General features: G+C 73.2%; 16 protein-coding genes. 8 read left to right on the top strand and 8 right to left on the bottom strand.

Translation table 11 applies throughout. The features are described from left to right. Nucleotides 1–97 precede the first annotated feature (97 nt). Nucleotides 98–1795 (bottom strand): FAD-dependent oxidoreductase, encoded by a 1698-nt coding sequence (locus tag ACGFZ2_RS05805; RefSeq protein ID WP_393450608.1) that lies wholly within the window; start codon nucleotides 1793–1795, stop codon nucleotides 98–100. Between the two features lie 135 nt (nucleotides 1796–1930). Here ACGFZ2_RS05805 and ACGFZ2_RS05800 point away from each other — a divergent pair, with 135 nt between their 5' ends. Further along, complete coding sequence (locus ACGFZ2_RS05800) at nucleotides 1931–3058, top strand: LCP family protein (RefSeq protein ID WP_393450605.1); 1128 nt, start codon at nucleotides 1931–1933, stop codon at nucleotides 3056–3058. Nucleotides 3059–3064: 6 nt separating this feature from the next. Here ACGFZ2_RS05800 and ACGFZ2_RS05795 read toward each other — a convergent pair whose 3' ends face one another. The 4 genes from ACGFZ2_RS05795 to guaB form a co-directional block, all read right to left on the bottom strand. Next, nucleotides 3065–4528: a M1 family metallopeptidase gene (locus ACGFZ2_RS05795; protein WP_393450602.1), complete on the bottom strand. Its 1464-nt coding sequence runs from the start codon at nucleotides 4526–4528 to the stop codon at nucleotides 3065–3067. 107 nt (nucleotides 4529–4635) lie between these two features. Further along, on the bottom strand, nucleotides 4636–6060 hold the full coding sequence (locus ACGFZ2_RS05790) for a M1 family metallopeptidase (RefSeq protein ID WP_393450599.1): 1425 nt from the start codon (nucleotides 6058–6060) through the stop codon (nucleotides 4636–4638). A gap of 49 nt (nucleotides 6061–6109) precedes the next feature. Continuing rightward, complete coding sequence (locus ACGFZ2_RS05785) at nucleotides 6110–7228, bottom strand: GuaB3 family IMP dehydrogenase-related protein (protein WP_350704039.1); 1119 nt, start codon at nucleotides 7226–7228, stop codon at nucleotides 6110–6112. A 29-nt stretch (nucleotides 7229–7257) separates the two neighbouring features. Then, entirely contained in the window at nucleotides 7258–8820 is a 1563-nt protein-coding gene (gene guaB / locus ACGFZ2_RS05780) for an IMP dehydrogenase (RefSeq protein ID WP_350704041.1), read from the bottom strand. 185 nt (nucleotides 8821–9005) lie between these two features. Here guaB and ACGFZ2_RS05775 point away from each other — a divergent pair, with 185 nt between their 5' ends. Continuing rightward, entirely contained in the window at nucleotides 9006–9416 is a 411-nt protein-coding gene (locus ACGFZ2_RS05775) for a DUF5319 domain-containing protein (protein ID WP_393450593.1), read from the top strand. Nucleotides 9417–9601: 185 nt separating this feature from the next. Here ACGFZ2_RS05775 and ACGFZ2_RS05770 read toward each other — a convergent pair whose 3' ends face one another. Next, nucleotides 9602–10435: a response regulator transcription factor gene (locus ACGFZ2_RS05770; protein WP_393450590.1), complete on the bottom strand. Its 834-nt coding sequence runs from the start codon at nucleotides 10433–10435 to the stop codon at nucleotides 9602–9604. A gap of 253 nt (nucleotides 10436–10688) precedes the next feature. Here ACGFZ2_RS05770 and ACGFZ2_RS05765 point away from each other — a divergent pair, with 253 nt between their 5' ends. Then, complete coding sequence (locus ACGFZ2_RS05765) at nucleotides 10689–11072, top strand: WhiB family transcriptional regulator (RefSeq protein ID WP_393450587.1); 384 nt, start codon at nucleotides 10689–10691, stop codon at nucleotides 11070–11072. A gap of 151 nt (nucleotides 11073–11223) precedes the next feature. Here ACGFZ2_RS05765 and groL read toward each other — a convergent pair whose 3' ends face one another. After that, nucleotides 11224–12870 (bottom strand): chaperonin GroEL, encoded by a 1647-nt coding sequence (gene groL / locus ACGFZ2_RS05760; protein ID WP_393261531.1) that lies wholly within the window; start codon nucleotides 12868–12870, stop codon nucleotides 11224–11226. A gap of 70 nt (nucleotides 12871–12940) precedes the next feature. After that, nucleotides 12941–13255 (bottom strand): co-chaperone GroES, encoded by a 315-nt coding sequence (gene groES, locus ACGFZ2_RS05755; protein ID WP_088998427.1) that lies wholly within the window; start codon nucleotides 13253–13255, stop codon nucleotides 12941–12943. Nucleotides 13256–13504: 249 nt separating this feature from the next. Between groES and ACGFZ2_RS05750 the strand changes: the two genes are divergently transcribed. The 5 genes from ACGFZ2_RS05750 (at nucleotide 13505) to ACGFZ2_RS05730 (ending at nucleotide 18740) form a co-directional block, all read left to right on the top strand. After that, complete coding sequence (locus ACGFZ2_RS05750; RefSeq protein WP_393450584.1) at nucleotides 13505–14728, top strand: methyltransferase domain-containing protein; 1224 nt, start codon at nucleotides 13505–13507, stop codon at nucleotides 14726–14728. 50 nt (nucleotides 14729–14778) lie between these two features. Beyond that, complete coding sequence (gene ybaK / locus ACGFZ2_RS05745) at nucleotides 14779–15258, top strand: Cys-tRNA(Pro) deacylase (protein WP_350704052.1); 480 nt, start codon at nucleotides 14779–14781, stop codon at nucleotides 15256–15258. Between the two features lie 194 nt (nucleotides 15259–15452). Beyond that, nucleotides 15453–16553, top strand: a complete 1101-nt coding sequence (locus ACGFZ2_RS05740) for a sugar ABC transporter substrate-binding protein (protein WP_393450581.1) — start codon at nucleotides 15453–15455, stop codon at nucleotides 16551–16553. Nucleotides 16554–16659: 106 nt separating this feature from the next. Further along, entirely contained in the window at nucleotides 16660–17484 is an 825-nt protein-coding gene (locus ACGFZ2_RS05735) for an ATP-binding cassette domain-containing protein (protein ID WP_393261539.1), read from the top strand. Continuing rightward, complete coding sequence (locus ACGFZ2_RS05730) at nucleotides 17481–18740, top strand: sugar ABC transporter permease (protein ID WP_393450578.1); 1260 nt, start codon at nucleotides 17481–17483, stop codon at nucleotides 18738–18740. Before ACGFZ2_RS05735 ends, ACGFZ2_RS05730 begins: the two co-directional genes overlap by 4 nt. Nucleotides 18741–18762: the final 22 nt, after the last annotated feature.

Here is an 18762-nt window from a genome sequence, read left to right as displayed (position 1 = left end):
CACACGTCACCCCCGCCGCGCGTGATCTTGCACTTTCGCCCGGACATGCGGCCCGAAAGCCGCACAACGGGGGCCGAAAGTGCACGATCGCGGGAGATCAGGGGCGGAGGGCGCCGGGGGCGTGCGGAGGCACCGCCGGGTGGCGCGGGGGCACCGGGTCCATCCGGGCGTACGGGGAGCCCAGGGGCGGGCGGGGGTCTTCCTCGCCCTTGTTGGGCCAGAAGGACATGGCGCGTTCCGCCTGGGCGGTGATGGTCAGCGACGGGTTCACCCCGAGGTTCGCCGAGACCGCCGCGCCGTCGACCACGTGCAGCCCCGGGTGGCCGAAGACCCGGTGCCACGGGTCGACCACGCCGTCGGCCGGGGTGGCGCCGATCACCGCCCCGCCGAGGATGTGCGCGGTCATCGGGATGTCGAACGGCTCGGTCAGCGCCCCGCCGGGCGTGCCGCCGATCTCCTCGGCGAGCAGCCGGGCCGCCCGGTTGCCCGCGGGGATCCACGTCGGGTTGGGCACGCCGTGCCCCGGCCCGGAGACCAGGCGCCGCCCCAGCGGGCCGCGCCGCAACCGGGTGGTCAGCGAGTTGTCCGCCGACTGCATGACCAGGGCGATCACCGTCCGCTCCGACCAGTCGCGCACCGACAGCAGCCGGGCCGCCGGGCCGGGCTGGCGCAGCAGCGTGCCCAGCCAGCGACGCACCCGGTGCGGGCCGCCGTCGACCAGCAGCGACTGGAGCAGCCCCATCGCGTTCGAGCCCCGCCCGTAGCGGACCGGCTCGACGTGGGTCTGCGGGTCGGGGTGGAACGAGCTGGTGATCGCCACCCCCTCGGTGAAGTCGAGCCCGTCGGCGCGGGCCCGCCGGCGGGACACCGAGGCGCCGAGGATCGCCTCCGAGTTGGTCCGGGTCAGCTCGCCGAGGCGGGGCGAGAGCGCGGGCAGCGCACCCTCGGCCCGCATCGCGTGCAGCAGCCGCTGCGTGCCGAGGGCGCCGGCCGCGAAGACGACCTGGTCGGCGTGGACCACCTGCCGCCGGGCGCGCGGCCAGGCCCCGGTGCGCACGGTGTGCACCGCGTACCCGCCGCCGTCGACCGGGCGCACGGCGGTCACCGTGGTCAGCGGGTGCACCCGGGCGCCGAGCCGCTCGGCCAGCCAGAGGTAGTTCTTGACCAGGGTGTTCTTCGCGCCGTACCGGCAGCCCGTCATGCACGCGCCGCAGTGCGTGCAGCCGGTGCGCTCCGGGCCGGCGCCGCCGAAGTAGGGGTCGGCGACCCGCTGACCGGGCCGACCGATGTGCACGCCGACCGGGGTGGCGCGGAAGGTGTGCCCGACCCCCATCCGCTCGGCCACCGCCCGCATCGCCCGGTCCGCAGGAGTGACGACGGGGTACGCGGTGACGCCGAGCATCCGCTTCGCCTGGTCGTAGTGGCGGGCCAACTCGTCGCGCCAGTCGGTGATGCCCCGCCACTGCGGGTCGGCGTAGAAGGCGTCCAGCGGCTCGTAGAGGGTGTTCGCGTAGACCAGCGAGCCGCCGCCCACCCCGGCCCCGGAGAGCACCAGCACCCCACCGCCGGCCTTCCGGTCGGCCGCCCGCAGCAGGGTGATCCGCTGGAGGCCGTAGCAGCCGAGGCGGGGCGCCCAGAGGAAACGGCGCAGCCGCCAGGAGGTCTGCGGGAACTCGTCGTCGGCGAAGCGACGCCCGGCCTCCAGCACACCGACCGCATAGCCCTTCTCGGCCAGCCGGAGCGCGGTGACGCTGCCGCCGAAGCCGGACCCGATGACGACCACGTCGTACCGCATGCACGCATCATTACCGCTGAGTAGCCATCGCGCCAGCACGGGTTTCCGCGCGATCATGCTCCGGTCCGTCGATCCGGGGACGCCCACCCGAACCCGGGCCCGGACTCCGAACGTTGTCTCACACGGGGGTGTCGCATGGCTCAGGGGACAGGGGCGCAGCGCCCGAGGTGGGTGCTGGGGCTCGCCGCCCTCGCGGCGGCGGTGCTGGTGGCCGCCGGCGTGCTGGTGGTCACCCGCCTCGTCGGCGACGACGGGTCACGGCGGACCGGCCCGACCGCCGCCACGCCGACCGCGAGCGCCACGCCGCGCGCGGATCCCACCCCGAGCCCCACGGCGCCGCCCGGCGCCGGCATCACCGGCCCGCTCAACCTCCTGCTGGTCGGGGTGGACACCCGGGTCAGCGTGCCCGGCTGGGAGCCGCACGGCGACGCCGTGCTGGTGGTCCACGTGCCGAAGGGGCTCGACCGGGCGTACCTCTTCTCCCTCCCCCGCGACCTGCTGGTCGACATCCCGGCCTTCCCGAAGGCCGGCTACGGCGGCGGGAAGACCAAGCTCACCCACGCGATGAGCTACGGCAGCCGGGTGCCGGGCAAGCCCAAGGAGCCGAGCACCGCCCAGGGGTTCGAGCTGCTGCGCAGCACGGTCAGCGGCTACACCGGGCTGCGCATCGATGCCGGCGCGGTGCTCACCTTCAACGGCTTCGACAAGCTGGTGGACACCCTCGGCGGGGTGGACCTCTACGTCGACCAGCGGGTGGTCTCGCTGCACCGCCGCCCGGACGGCCGGCACCGGGAGCCCGCCCCGGGCGGCGGCGGCTACGTCGGGCCGCAGATGGTCTACGAGAAGGGCGAGCGGCACCTCACCGGCTGGCAGGCGCTGGACTACGCCCGGCAGCGCTACATCACCGGCGGCGACTACGCCCGGCAGCGCCACCAGCAGCAGTTGGTCAAGGCGCTGGTGACCAAGATCCTCGACGAGGACCTGGCCCGGCAGCCGGAGCGCGTCCAGCAGGTGGTGGACGCGCTCGGCGACACGCTGGTCTACGCGGGCGGGCCGCGGATCGTGGACGTCGCGTACGCCCTCGGCGGGCTGTCGCCGGACCGGTTCGTGCTGGTCGGCCTGCCCGGCGAGGGGGTGGGCCAGGGCAGCGCCTACCGGGGCGAGCAGCTTGAGCCGACCGGCCGGAAGTTCCTCACCGAGCTGCGCGCCGGCCGGGCGGACGCGTACCTCGCCGCCCACCCGGAGCTGCGCGTCAAGGGCTGACCGCCGTCACAGCGGCTCGGGCCGGGCGGGGCGCCCGGTGCCGCGCAGCCAGTCGTCGAAGAGGTCGTCGAGCTTCTTGCCCGAGACCCGCTCGGCCAGCGCGACGAACTCGGCCGTGGTGGCGTTGGCGTCCCGCTTCTGCGCCGCCCACGTCCGCAGGATCTCGAAGAACGCCTTGTCGCCGACGGCCACCCGCAGCGCGTGCACGGTCATCCCGCCGCGCTGGTAGACCGACTCGCTGAACAGGTTCGCCACCCCCGGCTCGCCGGGCGGCGTCCGCCAGACCTGGTCGGACGACCCGGCGTACCGGTCGTCGAACGCCTGCTGGGCGGTGCGCCCGCCGTCGTGCTCGGCCCAGAGCCACTCGGCGTACGTGGCGAGCCCCTCGTTGAGCCAGATGTCCTGCCACCTCGCCAGCGACACGCTGTTGCCGAACCACTGGTGGGCCAGCTCGTGCGCGACCACCCCGGTGTTCTCGCCGCCCCGGAAGAAGCCCGCCGAGTAGACCGGGCGGCTCTGCGTCTCCAGGGCGTACCGGATCCGGGCGTCGGAGATCACCACGCCGCCGTACGCCCCGAACGGGTACGGCCCGAAGACGCTCTCCAGATAGTCGGCCACCTCGACCGTGTCGGCGATCGACCGGTCCGCCGCGCCCTCCGGCAGGTCGGTGGTGACCGCGTGGAACACCGGCCGTCCCTTGTGCTCGCCCTCCGTGATCCGGAACTTTCCGATCACGACGGTGCTGAGGTAGCTCGCCATCGGGCTGCGCTCCGCCCACTTCCAGGTGGTCCAGTCGCCGGCCGTGCTCCTCCCCGCCGGCACGCCGTTGCTGACCGCCGTCAGTCCCTTCGGGACGGTGATCTCGAAGTCGTAGGTGGCCTTGTCCGAGGGGTGGTCGTTGACCGGGAACCAGGTGCTCGCCGACTCGGGCTGGCCGAGCGCGATGGCGCCGTCGTCGGTGTGCAGGAAGCCCCCGACACCGAGGGTCTCGTTGCGCAGCGGCTCCGGCTCGCCCTCGTACGCGATCTCGGCGACGAAGCCGTTGCCCGCGATCAGGCCGCTGGCCGGCGTGACCACCAGCTCGTCGTCCCTGCGGCTGTGCTTCGCCGGGGCGCCGTCCACCGTCACCGACCGCACCGCCAGCCCGGCCAGGTCCAGGTTGAACGCCGACAGGTCCTTCGTCGCCGCCGCCTGGAGCGTGGTGGTGCCGGTGAGCCGGTCCTGCTCCGGGTGGTAGCGGACCTTGACCGTGTAGCGGCTGACGTCGTACCCGCCGTTGCCGTAGGTCGGGAAATATTCGTCGCCGACGCCGGCCGCCCCGGGCTTGAACTGGCGGGCCGCGCTCGGCGACGCGGCGTCCGTGGCCGGGGCCGGGGCCGGTTCGTCGGCCGACCCGCACCCGGCCAACCCGAGCGCCCCGGTCAGCAGCAGGCCGGTGCCCGCGCGCAGAAGCCTCCGCGACAGCGTCATCGCCTCGTCCCTTCCCCTGTGCCGCCGGCTGCCCCGCCGGCGACCCGGTGCCGGACCCGCGCCCGGCCGGTCCGGCGGCAGCCTACCGAGCGGCCCTGAGAGCCGCGTCAGGGCAGGGCGGGGGCGGAGTCGCCGACGAGCCAGGCGTCGAAGAGCTGGCGCAGGGACTTCCCGGAGACCCGTTCGGCCAGGATGACCAGGTCCTCGGTGGTGGCGTTGCCGCCCCGCCGCTCGGCCGTCCAGGTGCGCAGGATGCGGAAGAACGCGTCGTCGCCGACCGTGCGGCGCAGCGCGTGCACGGTGAGCGCCCCGCGCTTGTAGACGGCCGTGCCGAACAGCCCCGACCGTCCGGGGTCGACGACCGGGCGGGACCAGTCGGTGGCGGCGTACTCCAGTTCGAAGGTGCGCTGCGCGGTGCGACCGCCGTCGTGCTCCTCCCACAGCCACTCCGCGTAGCTGGCGAAGCCCTCGTTGAGCCAGATGTCGCTCCACCGGGTCAGCGTCACGCTGTTGCCGAACCACTGGTGGGCCAGCTCGTGCGCGACCACCCCCGGGTTGGGGCGGCCGTTGCGGAAGAAGCCGGGCCCGTAGACCGGCCGGGACTGGGTCTCCAGCGCGTAGCCGACCCGGTCGTCGGTGACCACGACCCCACCGTAGGCGTCGAACGGGTACGGCCCGAACCGGCTGGCCAGGAAGTCGGCGATCTCGCCGGTACGGGCGAGCGAGGCGTCCTCGGGGCCGGTGGCCGGCAGACGCGCCGGCACGGCGGTGACCATCGGCTTGCCGGCGTGCGTGCCGGTCTGCACCCGGTAGGCGCCGATCACCAGCGTGGTGAGATAGCTGGCCATCGGGGCCCGCTCGGCCCACCGCCAGGTGGTCCAGCCGTCGGCGCTGGTCCTTTCCCCCGGCACCCCGTTGCTCAGCGCGGCCAGCCCGTCCGGGACGGTCACCTCGATGTCGTACGTGGCCTTGTCCGACGGGTGGTCGTTGACCGGGAACCAGGTGGCCGCCGACCAGGGCTGCCCGAGCGCGATGGCGCCGTCGGCGGTGTGCAGGAACCCGCCGGTGCCGAGCTGCCCGTCGGCCTTCGCGGTCGGCACGCCCGAGTAGTCCACCTCGACCGCGAACTGCCGGCCCTGCGGAAGCCCGTGGCGCGGGGTCACCACCAGCTCGTCGCCGTCGCGCCGGTGCTCGGCGCGGGCGCCGCCCATCGTGACCGCGGCGACGTCGAGGCCGGCGAGGTCGAGGGTGAACCGGGACAGCCCGTGCACCGCCGTCGCCACGACCTTCGCCCGCCCGGTCAACCGGTCGTTCGCCGGGTCGTACCGGACCGCCAGGCGGTAGTGCGAGACGTCGTACCCGCCGTTGCCGGCGCCCGGCACGTACGGGTCGGCGAGGTCGACGCTGCCCGGGCGCAGGCCGTCGCGCCCGCCCCGCCGGTCGGCGGCATCGGTGGTGCAGGCGACCAGCAGCGCGAGCGCCGCCGCCACGGCGACGAGCGTCGGGCGGATCCGGTCAGGAGTACGACGCACCGGCCGAGCCTATCGGCGCGACCGGTGCGTGCGGTGCTTCTTCGTGCGGTCAGCGGTCGAGGACCAGGCCGACCTTCTGGAACTCCTTGAGGTCGCGGTAGCCGCACTTGGCCATCGCCCGGCGCAGCCCGCCGAAGAGGTTGAGCTGGCCGTCCGGCTCGTCCGCCGGGCCGAAGAGCAGCTGCTCCATCGACCCCAGCGGCTCGCCGGCCACCTCGAACGCGCCCCGGGGCAGCGACGGGTGGCTGGCGGCGGAGTGCCACCAGGCGCCGCCGGCCGGCGCCTCCGCGCAGAGCGACAGCGGCTCGCCGAGCATCACCGCGTCCGCGCCGCAGCCGAGGGCCTTCGCGATGTCGCCCGAGGTCTGGATGTCGCCGTCGGCGATCAGGTGCACGTACCGGCCGCCGGTCTCGTCGAGGTAGTCCCGGCGGGCCGCGGCGGCGTCGGCGATCGCGGTCGCCATCGGCACCCGGATGCCGAGCACGGAGTCCGTGGTCGACCAGTCGTCGCCGCCGATGCCGACGATCACGCCGGCCGCGCCGGTGCGCATCAGGTGCAGCGCCGTCTTGTAGTCCGTGCAGCCGCCGACGATGACCGGGAGGTCCAGGTCGGCGATGAACTCCTTGAGGTTCAGCGGCTCCTCGGTGGTGGAGACGTGCTCGGCCGAGACGATGGTGCCCTGGATGACCAGGATGTCCACGCCGGCGTCGAGGATCACCGGGGCCAGCGCCAGGGTGTGCTGCGGGCTGACCCGGACGGCCACCGTCCCGCCGCCGGCGCGCAGCTCACGGACCCGCTCGGCGATCAGGTCGGGGCGGATCGGCTCCGCGTACACCTCCTGGAGCCGCTTGGTGGCACGGGCGTCCTCGCCCAGCGCGGACAGCTCCTCCAGGACCTTCGTCGGGTTCTCGTAGCGGGTCCACAGGCCCTCGACGTTGAGCACGCCGAGACCGCCGAGCTGGCCGAGCCGGACGGCGGACGCCGGGCTCATCGTCGCGTCGGAGGGGTGCCCGACGCAGGGGATGCCGAACTGGTACGCGTCGAGCTGCCAGGCGGTGGAGACGTCGTCGACGTCCCGCGTCCGGCGGCTCGGCACGATGGCGATGTCGTCCAGGTGGTAGCCGCGCTGCGCGGTCTTGCCCAGCCCGATCTCGACCACGTCACGCATGGGGGACTCCAGTTGTCACAGGGGGATGGTCAGCGGGAGTGGTAGTTGGGCGCCTCGACCGTCATCTGGATGTCGTGCGGGTGGCTCTCCTTGAGCCCGGCCGCCGTGATCCGGATGAGCTGACCGCGGCGGTGCAGCTCGGGGATGCTCTCCGCGCCGACGTACCCCATCGCGGCGCGCAGCCCGCCGATGAGCTGGTGGGCGACGGCGGACAGCGGGCCGCGGTAGGGCACCTGGCCCTCGACGCCCTCGGGGACCAGCTTGTCCTCGGCGAGCACGTCCTGCTGGAAGTAGCGGTCCTTCGAGTAGGACTTGGCCTGCCCGCGGGACTGCATCGCGCCGAGCGAGCCCATGCCCCGGTACGCCTTGTACTGCTTGCCGTTGATGAAGATCAGCTCGCCGGGGCTCTCCTCGCAGCCGGCCAGCAGGCTGCCGAGCATCACCGTGTCGGCGCCCGCGACCAGCGCCTTGGCGATGTCGCCCGAGTACTGGATGCCGCCGTCGCCGATCACGGGGACGCCGGCCGGCCGCGCGGCGCGGGCGGCCTCCATGATCGCGGTGATCTGCGGTACGCCGACCCCGGCGACGATCCGGGTGGTGCAGATGGCACCCGGGCCGACCCCGACCTTCACGCCGTCGGCGCCCGCGTCGACCAGCGCCTTCGCGCCGGCGTACGTGGCGACGTTGCCGCCCACGATGTCGATCGTGACGTCCTTCTTGAGCTGGCGGACCATGTCCAGCACCGCCCGCTGGTGGCCGTGCGCGGTGTCCACGATCAGCACGTCGACGCCCGCGTCGACCAGCGCCCGCGCCCGCTTGTACGCGTCGTCGCCCACCCCGACGGCGGCGGCGACCCGCAGCCGGCCGGCGTCGTCCTTGGTGGCGTTCGGGTACTGCTCGCTCTTGGTGAAGTCCTTGACCGTGATCAGCCCGCGCAGCCGACCCGACTCGTCGACGATCGGCAGCTTCTCGACCTTGTGCTGGCGCAGCAGGCCCAGGGCGTCGTCCTTGCTCACCCCGACCGGGGCGGTGACCAGCGGGGTGCGGGTCATGATCTCGCGGACCGGGGTGGCCGGGTCGGAGACGAAGCGCATGTCGCGGTTGGTGACGATGCCGACCAGCTGGCCCTCGCCGTCCACCACGGGCACGCCGGAGATGCGGTAGCGCCCGCAGAGCGCGTCGACGTCCCGCAGGGTGTCGTTGGGGCTGGCGGTCACCGGGTTGGTGATCATGCCGGACTCGGAGCGCTTGACCAGGTCGACCTGGAGGGCCTGGTCCTCCAGGGAGAGGTTGCGGTGCAGCACGCCGATGCCGCCCTGGCGGGCCATCGCGATCGCCATCCGCGCCTCGGTCACCGTGTCCATCGCGCTGGAGAGCAGCGGGACGCTCAGGTTGATGTTGCGGGTCAGCTTCGTCACCGTGTTGACCCGGCTGGGCACCACGTCCGACTCGCCCGGCTGGAGCAGCACGTCGTCGAAGGTCAGGCCGAGCGGGACCACCCGGGCCGAGCCGGCGGGCAACTCCGGCAGGTGGCCGCCCAGTTCGCCGCTGTCGGCGGCGGTCGGCAGATCGGTGCTGGGCGAAATTTCCACTATTGCTCCCCTGAGCTGCTCGGACGGGCTTCAGCGAGGTGGCGCGGGCGGGCGCCGGCGCACGCCGGGTGACTGCGCGTCGTCCCATCGTACCCACTGACCTGGGCTGCCCCCGCCGGTGGCGGCGCAGGTCACCGACGGCCCGGGGGCGGACGCGGCCCCGGCGTTGGGTCTACGGTGAGGGGGTGCACGACGAGCCCATCGACCCCTTCAACGGCGACCCGGCCGACCCGGCCGCCGGTCTGCACGATCCGGGCGACGACGCCCCGCTCGACCCGCTGACCGACGTCGAGCGGCAGGACGTGCTGGAGGACCTCGCCGACCTGGAGATCTACCAGGCGCTGCTGGCACCGATCGGGGTGCGCGGGCTGGTCATCGAGTGCGAGGACTGCCGGGAGCCGCACTACTTCGACTGGGACCTGCTCCGGGGCAACCTGCGTCACCTGCTCAGCTCCGGGCGGCCCCGGGTGCACGAGCCGGCCTACGACCCCGACCCGGACCACTACGTCACCTGGGACTACGCCCGGGGCTACGCGGACGGCGTGCACGACACCCTGACCGAGGGCTCGGACGAGGAGCACGGCACGGAGAGCTGAGGCACGGCCGCCGCCGTGGGGGCACCGGCCGTCGGCCACCCCCGGCAGTTCACCGGCCCGGCGCCGCGCGCTCGGCACCGAGCGGCAGCCGGCGGCCGCGCTCGCCAGCCCATCGGCCAGGCGCGCCGGGCTCAGGCCACCAGCCCGGCATCCCGGGCTCAGGCCACCAGCCTGGCATTCCGGGCTCAGGCCACCAGCCCGGCGCGGAAACCGGCGGCCACGGCGTGCGCGCGGTCCCGGGCGCCGAGCTTGCGGAACAGCCGGCGGGCGTGGGTCTTCACCGTGTCCTCCGAGACGAACAGCTCGCGGCCGATCTCGGCGTTGCTCTTGCCCTCCGCCATGCCGAGCAGCACCTGGAGCTCGCGCTCGGTCAGCCCGATCTGGGACCGGCCGCCGCGCGCGCCGGACGCGCCCCGCTGCCCCGCGGGCACCGCCTCCGCCGGCTCACCGGCCGGGTCGGCCGGGTCGGCGGGGTCGTCGCCGCGTTGCGCCGGCACCACGGTCGGCGCCCCGCCCGCGCCGTCTGCGGACGGGGCCGACCAGGCGGGGCCGGGGTCGGCCGGCGGCCGGCCGGCCGGGGTGGCGCGGGCGGGCCCGCCGACCGCCGCGGTGTCCCGCGCCGGGTCGGTGACCCGGCTCCGGGTCGCCCGGCCGGGGGCGACGAGCAGCAGCAGGGCCTTGGCGACCGCGCTGGTCAGGTCGTGGTCCGCGCCCTGGATCAGGCCCCGGGCGCCGGCGCTGATGGTGGCGGCGGCCGCCTCCGACTCCTCGGTGCCGAGCAGCAGCACCGAGGCCTGCGGCGCGCGGGCGAGCACCCGGCGCACGAAGCCCGCGCTGTCCGGCCGGGTGAGGGCCGTGTCCGCCAGCACCACGTCGGCCGGACGCTCGGCCAGACGCAACATCACCTCGGGATCGGAGACAGCGGTCCGCACGACGGCGGACAGCCCGAGCCGGGCCGCCGCGGACGTCAGATGCTGCGCCGCAAGCGGTGTCCGAACGCACACGAGAACCGTACGCACAGTGGTCTCCTCTCCGCCCACGAGCAGACCATGACCGAGTCCGGTCGCGAGGAGGTTCCCGGCAATCCTCCGAACTTTTCCGACAAGTAGGGCATATGCCGCTAGTTGCCCAAGGTTTTCGATCACAGAAGTGTGAGCCGGGGAAGGCTCGGGTAGGGAGCATCCAGGCCGGAAACGGCGCGCCTGCGCGGACCGCCGCCCGGACGCCGGTTCACATGGATCTCCGCGGTGCCGCGCGGGAGGAGGGGTGCTGATGTCGAACGTACGTAGACTGCCCGGACCCATCGTCGATCTCTGGGACTGGCAGCGGCTCGGTGCCTGCCGGGGCCGGGACAGCGCACAGTTCTTCCACCCCGACGGCGAGCGCGGCTCGTCGCGCCTGCGCCGCGAGTCCGGCGCCAAGGCCGTCTGCCGCACCTGCCCCGTCCGGGCCGAGTGCGCCGCGCACGCCCTCACCGTTCGGGAGCCGTACGGCGTGTGGGGCGGCTTCAGCGAGTCGGAGCGGCTGCGGCTGCTCGCCGTCGGCTGGGAGGACCTGGCCGACCGCCGGCAGACCCGGGTCGACATCGCCCGCCTGGAGGCTCGCCTGGGCCGGCCGCACAAGTCGACCGTCCCGGCCCAGCGCAAGATCGCCTGAGCCCGGCCACCCGAGGACCACACCGACGCCGCGCCCCCGCCCGGGGCGCGGCGTCGCGCCGTCCCCGGTCCACGACGGCGCGCCGCCCCCGAAAGGCGTCGGGGCGCACCGTCACGCGGACGGTGCGCCCCGACTAGGCGTACGGCGAGGGTCAGAAGCCCGGGCCGTGCTGGTGGCCGTGACCGTGGCCGTGGCCGTGGCCACCGGCGGCGGCCGGCTCGGCCTTCTCCGGCTTCTCCACCACGAGGCTCTCCGTGGTGAGCAGCAGGCCGGCGATCGACGCGGCGTTGCTGACCGCGTTGCGGGTCACCTTCACCGGGTCGAGGATGCCGGACTTCGCCAGGTCGACGTACTCGCCGCTGGCGGCGTCGAGGCCGTGGCCCCACTCCTTGCCGACGACCTTCTGCACCACGACGTAGCCGTCGTGGCCGGCGTTCTGGGCGATCCAGCGCAGCGGCTCGACCAGCGCCTTGCGCACGATCGAGACGCCGACCTTCTCGTCACCGGTGAAGCCGAGGTCGTCGTCGAGCGCCGGCAGGATCTGCGCCAGGGCGGCGCCGCCGCCCGGGACGGTGCCCTCCTCGACCGCGGCCTTGGTCGCGGCGATCGCGTCCTCGATGCGGTGCTTGCGCTCCTTCATCTCGACCTCGGTCGCGGCACCGACCTTGATGACCGCGATGCCGCCGGACAGCTTGGCCAGCCGCTCGGCGAGCTTCTCCCGGTCCCAGTCGGAGTCGGAGGCCTCGATCTCCTTGCGGATCTGGGCCACCCGGTCCGCGACCTCGCCCGCCTGGCCGCCGCCGTCGACGATCGTGGTGTTCTCCTTGTCGACCACCACGCGGCGGGCGCTGCCGAGCACCTCCAGGCCCACCTGGTCGAGCTTGTAGCCCAGCTCCGGGGCGACCAGCTCGGCGCCGGTGAGGATCGCCATGTCCTGGAGCATCGCCTTGCGGCGATCGCCGAAGCCCGGGGCCTTGACCGCGCAGACCTTGAGGGTCTTGCGGATCGAGTTGACCACCAGGGTGGACAGCGCCTGGCCCTCGACGTCCTCGGCGATGATCAGCAGCGGCTTGCTGTTCTGGAGGACCTTCTCCAGCAGCGGCAGCAGCTCCTCGATCGCCGAGATCTTCTGGGTGGTGATCAGGATGTACGGGTCCTCCAGGACCGACTCCTGCCCCTCCACGTCGGTGACGAAGTTCGGCGAGATGAAGCCCTTGTCGAACTGGAGGCCCTCGGTGACGTCCAGCTCGGTGGTGAGCGCGGAGCCCTCCTCGACGGTGATGACACCGTCGCGGCCGACCCTCTCCATCGCCTCGGCGATCAGCTCGCCGATGGTGGCGTCCTGCGCGGAGATGGTCGCGACGTGCGCGATCGACTTCTTGTCGGCGACCTCGACCGCGCGGCCGAGCAGCGCCTCGGAGACCTTGGCGGCCGCCGCGTCGATGCCCCGCTTGAGGCCGGTCGGGTTGGCGCCGGCGGCCACGTTGCGCAGGCCCTCGCGGACCATCGCCTGGGCCAGCACGGTGGCGGTGGTGGTCCCGTCGCCGGCGACGTCGTTGGTCTTGGTCGCCACCTCCTTGACCAGCTGCGCGCCGAGGTTCTCGTACGGGTTGGTGAGCTCGATCTCCTTGGCGATGGTCACGCCGTCGTTGGTGATCGTGGGCGCACCGAATTTCTTGTCCAGGACGACGTTGCGCCCGCGCGGGCCGAGGGTCACCTTGACCGCGTCCGCGAGGGCGTTGACACCGTGCTCGAGCAGGTGCCGGGCGTCGTCCGAGAAGCTCAGGATCTTCGCCATGAATGTCCCTTCGAAGCGACGTTGCCCCGGCCCGGCGAGCCGGACCGGGGCAACGACACTGATCGGTTGCTTACTTCTCGATGACCGCGAGGACGTCGCGGGCGGAGAGCACCAGGTACTCCTCGCCGGCGTACTTGACCTCGGTGCCGCCGTACTTCGAGTAGAGGACGGTGTCGCCGACCTTGACGTCGACCGGCACGCGGTTACCCTTGTCGTCGATCCGGCCCGGGCCGACAGCGAGGACGGTGCCCTCCTGCGGCTTCTCCTTGGCGGTGTCGGGGATCACGATGCCCGACGCCGTGGTGGTCTCAGCCTCGTTCGCCTGGACCACGATCCGGTCCTCGAGCGGCTTGATCGCAACCTTGGTCGCGGTAGTCACGGGCATACCCTCCTGGGGTACTGGTTTCGTTACCGGTCGGCATGCCGACCGGCGTCAATCTGCCACATGCCACCGGGCGGGGCCGTCGTCGCGGGTGCCGGTCCGCCTGGCGTTCAGCGCCCGGGCCTGACAGCCCGGAAGCTGGCACCCTCGGGGTGAGAGTGCTAATCGCAGGTTATTCCTCGGCTAGCACTCCGTCAAGGAGAGTGCCAACCCGCCGGCCGGCGCGTCGGGCCGGGCGGCCAGAATGACCGCGTGGACCTCGACCAGTTCGCCGCCCTGCGTACGCCCGAGGGGTCGGTCGCGCTCGACGCGGCCGCGCGGGTGGCCGGCAGCGACCCGCTGGCCGCGGCGGCCGCGCTCCGCTCGGCCGGAATGCCGCCCGCGCTGGCGGCGGCCGCACTCACCCAGGCCGAGCTGCGCCGCCGGGCGGTCGGCAAGTTCGGGCCGGCGGCGGCGGGGATGTTCCTGACCCGGGCCGGGCTGGAGCAGGCCACCCGCGGCACCGTCGCGGCGCGGCGCGCGCGCCGGCTGCGCGCCGCCGGCGTGCGCACCCTGGCCGACCTCGGGTGCGGCCTCGGCGCGGACGCGCTCGCCGCCGCCCGGGCCGGCATCCGGGTGTACGGGGTGGAGGCCGACCCGGTGACCGCCGCGATGGCCGCCGCCAACGCGGAGGCGGCCGGGCTGGCCGAACTGTTCACGGTGGAGTGCGGCGACGCCACGGCGTTCGACGTCAGCCGGGTCGACGGGGTGTTCTGCGACCCGGCGCGGCGGAAGGCGGGCACCGGGCGGCGGGTCTTCGACCCGAACGCCTACTCCCCGCCCTGGGACTTCGTCGTCGGCCTGGCCGCGCGGGTGCCGTACACGGTGGTGAAGGTGGCGCCCGGGATCGACCACGCGCTGATCCCCGCGGGCGCCGAGGCGGAGTGGGTGAGCGCGGACGGCGACCTGGTCGAGGCGGCGCTGTGGTGCGGCCGGCTCGCCGAGGTCCCCCGCCGGGCCACCCTGCTGCGCGGTAAGGAAGGGCCCCCTGTTAACGCCTCCGGTAGAGGAAGGGTCCCCTCCTATCAGGTGACCGGCTCCGGCGACGCCGAGGCGCCGGTCGGGCCGGTCCGCCGCTTCCTGTACGACCCGGACCCGGCGGTGGTCCGCGCGCACCTGGTCGCGGAGCTGGCGGGTGCCCTCGACGCGACGCTGGCCGACCCGAGCATCGCCTACCTCTACGCGGACGCCCCGGCGGCGACCCCGTTCGCCCGCTGCCTGGAGGTCACCGACGTGCTGCCGTTCTCGCTCAAGCGGCTGCGGGCGCTGCTGCGGGACCGCCGGGTCGGGCGGGTGGAGATCCTCAAGCGCGGCTCCGCGCTGGAGCCGGAGAAGCTGCGGCGGGACCTGCGGCTGGCCGGCGACGAGGCGGCCAGCCTGGTGCTGACCCGGGTCGCCGGGGCGCCGACGGCGCTGGTCTGCCGGCCGGTCGGGTAGCCGGCCTTATCGGCTCGCGGGCCACCCGGGCCCGGGTTAACTTGACGGTCATGGCGGGACAGGGCACTCCGGCGACCGCGCTGCTGACGAAGCGGAAGATCGCCCACAGCACGCATCCGTACGACGTCTCCCCCGACGCGCCGAACTACGGCGCGCTGGTCGCGGCGGCGCTGGGGGTGCCGCCGGAGCGGGTGTTCAAGTCGCTGGTCGCCGAGGTCGACGGCGCGCTGACCGTGGCGGTCGTGCCGGTCACCGGCGAGCTGGACCTCAAGGCGCTCGCCGCGGCGGTCGGCGGCAAGCGGGCCGCCATGGCCGACCGGGCGGTGGCCGAACGGGTCACCGGCTACGTGCGCGGCGGGATCAGCCCGCTCGGCCAGCGCCGGCGGCTGCCCACGGTGCTCGACTCGTCGGCGCTCGACCACCCCACCGTCTACGTCTCGGCGGGCCGGCGCGGCCTCCAGCTCCAACTCGCCCCGCAGGATCTGGTCGCCCTCACCGGGGCGGCCACGGCCCCGCTGTCCGCCCGCTGAGCTGCGCCGCTCCCCGAGCCGGCGGGAGAGCGCTCCCGCGTGGGGCGACGGCCGGGTGACAGGGACGTTGCTGAATTGTTACTGCCAACAACAAACTCGCCACCTCGGCACTCTTGTGCCCACAGTGTGACGCGGAATACGTTGCCGGACACAACAAACCAGCATCATCCCCCACCCCCGAAAGGACCCTGCACATGCGCAAGGGCTTCCTCACCCTCGCCGCCGTGGGCCTGCTCGCCACCGGCGGCATGACCGCCTGCGGCGACGACTCCGGCAGCGGTGACCAGGCTGGCGGCAGCGACAAGGCCCCGAAGATCGGCGTGATCCTGCCGGACAGCAAGTCCTCCGCCCGGTGGGAGGGCGCGGACCGCAAGTTCCTGGAGGAGGCGTTCAAGGCCGCCGGCGTCGAGTACGACATCCAGAACGCCCAGGGCGACAAGAACGCGTTCCAGACCATCGCCGACCAGATGATCACCAACGGCGTGACCGCCCTGATGATCGTCAACCTGGACTCCGGCACCGGCAAGGCCGTGCTCGACAAGGCCAAGTCCCAGGGCGTGGCGACGATCGACTACGACCGGCTCACCCTGGGCGGCTCGGCCACCTACTACGTCAGCTTCGACAACGAGGCCGTCGGCAAGCTCCAGGGCGAGGGCCTCAGCAAGTGCCTCACCGACAAGGGCGCCAAGAACCCGGTCGTGGCCTACCTCAACGGCGCCCCGACCGACAACAACGCGACCCTGTTCAAGAACGGGTACGACTCGGTGCTCAAGCCGAAGTTCGACTCGAAGGAATACACCAAGGGCCCGGACCAGAACGTCCCGGAGTGGGACAACGCCCAGGCCGCCACCATCTTCGAGCAGATGCTCACCCAGACCGGCGGCAAGATCGACGGCGTGCTCGCGGCCAACGACGGCCTCGGCAACGCGGCCATCTCGGTGCTGAAGAAGAACAAGCTCAACGGCAAGGTCCCGGTGACCGGCCAGGACGCCACCCCGCAGGGCCTGCAACACATCCTCGCCGGCGACCAGTGCATGACCGTGTACAAGGCGGTCAAGCAGGAGGCCGACGCCGCCGCGGAGCTGGCCATCGCGGTGGCCAAGGGTGTGAAGAAGGACACCCCGCAGACGGTCAAGGACCCGGAGGGCGGCCGGGACGTCCCGGCGGTGCTGCTGACCCCGAAGGCGATCTACAAGGAGAACGTCAAGGACGTCATCGCCGACGGCTACGTCACCAAGGACGAGGTCTGCGCCGGGACGTACGCCAAGCTCTGCGCCGACGCCGGCATCAGCTGACCCGTACCCGATCCACGCGCACGCCGCCCGGCACGGACCCCCTGTGCCGGGCGGCGGCTCGCGCCGACGGGACCCGAGACCTCCCCTCCGTCTGAAGGAGACCCCCGTGTCCGCACCCCCCCTGCTGGAACTACGCGGGATCGACAAGAGATTCGGTCCCGTCCAGGTCCTGCGCGACGTCGCCTTCGCCGCCCACCCCGGCGAGGTGACCGCGCTGGTCGGCGACAACGGCGCCGGCAAGTCGACCCTCGTCAAGTGCATCAGCGGCATCCATCCCACCGACGCCGGCCAGTTCCTCTTCGACGGCCGGCCGGTGACCATCAACAGCCCCCGCGACGCCGCCGCGCTCGGCATCGAGGTGGTCTACCAGGACCTCGCGCTCTGCGACAACCTCGACATCGTGCAGAACATGTTCCTCGGCCGGGAGAAGCGCAACGGCATCGTGCTCGACGAGCCGACCATGGAGCAGATGGCCGCCGACACCCTCGCCGGGCTGAGCGTACGGACCGTGAAGTCGCTGCGGCAGCACGTCTCCAGCCTCTCGGGAGGCCAGCGCCAGACCGTCGCGATCGCCAAGGCCGTGCTCTGGAACAGCAGGCTCGTCATCCTCGACGAGCCGACCGCCGCGCTCGGCGTCGCGCAGACCGCCCAGGTGCTCGAACTGGTCCGCCGGCTCGCCGACAACGGCCTGGCCGTGGTGCTCATCTCGCACAACATGAACGACGTCTTCGCCGTCTCCGACCGGATCGCCGCGCTCTACCTCGGCCAGATGGTCGCCCAGGTGAAGACCACCGACATCACCCACGCGCAGGTGGTCGAGCTGATCACCGCCGGCCGCTCCGGCGGGCACGGGCTCGCCGCCGACCCGGCCAACGGCGGCAACGGCCACGGCGCGGGGCCGGCCGGCAGCAACGCAGGAGGCCTCCGATGATCACGACCGTCGTGCGGAAGGACGGCCGGGCGGCCGTCACCGCACCGCCCACCCTCCGCAGCCACGTCCGCAGCTACGTCAGCCGGGTCCGCGGCGGCGACATCGGCGCACTGCCCGCCGTGCTCGGCCTGGTCGTGCTCTGCACGGTCTTCTCGATCATGCGGCCGTCGTTCCTCACCGCCGGCAACTTCGCCAACCTGTTCACCCAGGGCGCCGCGGTCACGCTGATCGCGATGGGCCTGGTCTTCGTCCTGCTGCTCGGCGAGATCGACCTCTCCGCCGGCTTCGCCAGCGGGGTCTGCGCCGCCATCCTCGCCAACGTCGTCACCGTGCTCGGCCACCCGTGGTACGTGGCCGTGCTCGCCGCGATCGTCACCGGCGTGGTGATCGGCACCGTCCTCGGCTTCCTGGTCGCGAAGATCGGCATCCCGTCCTTCGTGGTGACCCTCGCCGGGTTCCTCGCCTTCCAGGGCATCGTGCTGATGCTGATGGAGGAGGGCACCAACATCTCCGTCCGCGACGAGGTGCTGGTGGCCATCGCCAACCGCAACCTCTCCCCCGTCCTCGGCTGGCTGCTGGCCGCCGTGGCGGTCGCCGGCTACGCGGCCGTGCAGCTGCTCCGGCACCGTACGCGGGCCTCCCGGCGGCTGGTCACCGACCCGATCGCGGTGGTGTTCGCCCGGATCGGCGGGCTGGCGCTCGTCCTCGGGGCGGCGGTCTTCATCCTCAACCTGGAGCGCAGCCGCAACGTCGTGATCAGCTCACTCAAGGGCGTGCCGATCGTGGTGCCGATCATCGCGGTGCTGCTGGTCTTCTGGACGTTCGTGCTCCAGCGCACCAGCTACGGCCGGCACGTCTACGCGGTGGGCGGCAACAAGGAGGCGGCGCGCCGGGCGGGCATCGACGTGGACCGGATCCGCATCTCGGTCTTCGTGATCTGCTCCTCGATGGCGGCCGTCGGGGGCATCGTCGCCGCCAGCCGGGCCAACTCGGTGGACCCGAACACGGGTGGCAGTAACGTACTGCTCTACGCGGTCGGCGCGGCGGTCATCGGAGGCACCAGCCTCTTCGGCGGCAAGGGCCGGGTGCTCGACGCCGTCCTGGGTGGCGCGGTCGTCGCGGTCATCGACAACGGGATGGGCCTGATGGGATACAGCTCGGGGGTGAAGTACGTGGTCACCGGCGTGGTGCTGCTGCTCGCCGCGAGCGTGGACGCGTTCTCCCGCCGGCGCTCCGCCGCCACCGGCAACCGCTGACGCGCGGCACCGGAAGTGACGA

The organism is Micromonospora sp. NPDC048063, assembly GCF_043202855.1.
Classification (GTDB): domain Bacteria; phylum Actinomycetota; class Actinomycetes; order Mycobacteriales; family Micromonosporaceae; genus Micromonospora.
The sequence above is the reverse complement of the archived record's forward strand: the minus strand, read 5'-3'. Positions and strand labels throughout refer to the sequence as shown.

What these genes read in the sequence shown, in the direction of transcription:
- ACGFZ2_RS05805 (WP_393450608.1), bottom strand. Translation starts at nt 1,795, where the DNA reads ATGCGGTACGACGTGGTCGTCATCGGGTCCGGCTTCGGCGGCAGCGTC.
- ACGFZ2_RS05800 (WP_393450605.1), top strand. Translation starts at nt 1,931, where the DNA reads ATGGCTCAGGGGACAGGGGCGCAGCGCCCGAGGTGGGTGCTGGGGCTC.
- ACGFZ2_RS05795 (WP_393450602.1), bottom strand. Translation starts at nt 4,528, where the DNA reads ATGACGCTGTCGCGGAGGCTTCTGCGCGCGGGCACCGGCCTGCTGCTG.
- ACGFZ2_RS05785 (WP_350704039.1), bottom strand. Translation starts at nt 7,228, where the DNA reads ATGCGTGACGTGGTCGAGATCGGGCTGGGCAAGACCGCGCAGCGCGGC.
- ACGFZ2_RS05765 (WP_393450587.1), top strand. Translation starts at nt 10,689, where the DNA reads ATGTCGAACGTACGTAGACTGCCCGGACCCATCGTCGATCTCTGGGAC.
- groL (WP_393261531.1), bottom strand. Translation starts at nt 12,870, where the DNA reads ATGGCGAAGATCCTGAGCTTCTCGGACGACGCCCGGCACCTGCTCGAG.
- groES (WP_088998427.1), bottom strand. Translation starts at nt 13,255, where the DNA reads ATGCCCGTGACTACCGCGACCAAGGTTGCGATCAAGCCGCTCGAGGAC.
- ybaK (WP_350704052.1), top strand. Translation starts at nt 14,779, where the DNA reads ATGGCGGGACAGGGCACTCCGGCGACCGCGCTGCTGACGAAGCGGAAG.
- ACGFZ2_RS05740 (WP_393450581.1), top strand. Translation starts at nt 15,453, where the DNA reads ATGCGCAAGGGCTTCCTCACCCTCGCCGCCGTGGGCCTGCTCGCCACC.
- ACGFZ2_RS05730 (WP_393450578.1), top strand. Translation starts at nt 17,481, where the DNA reads ATGATCACGACCGTCGTGCGGAAGGACGGCCGGGCGGCCGTCACCGCA.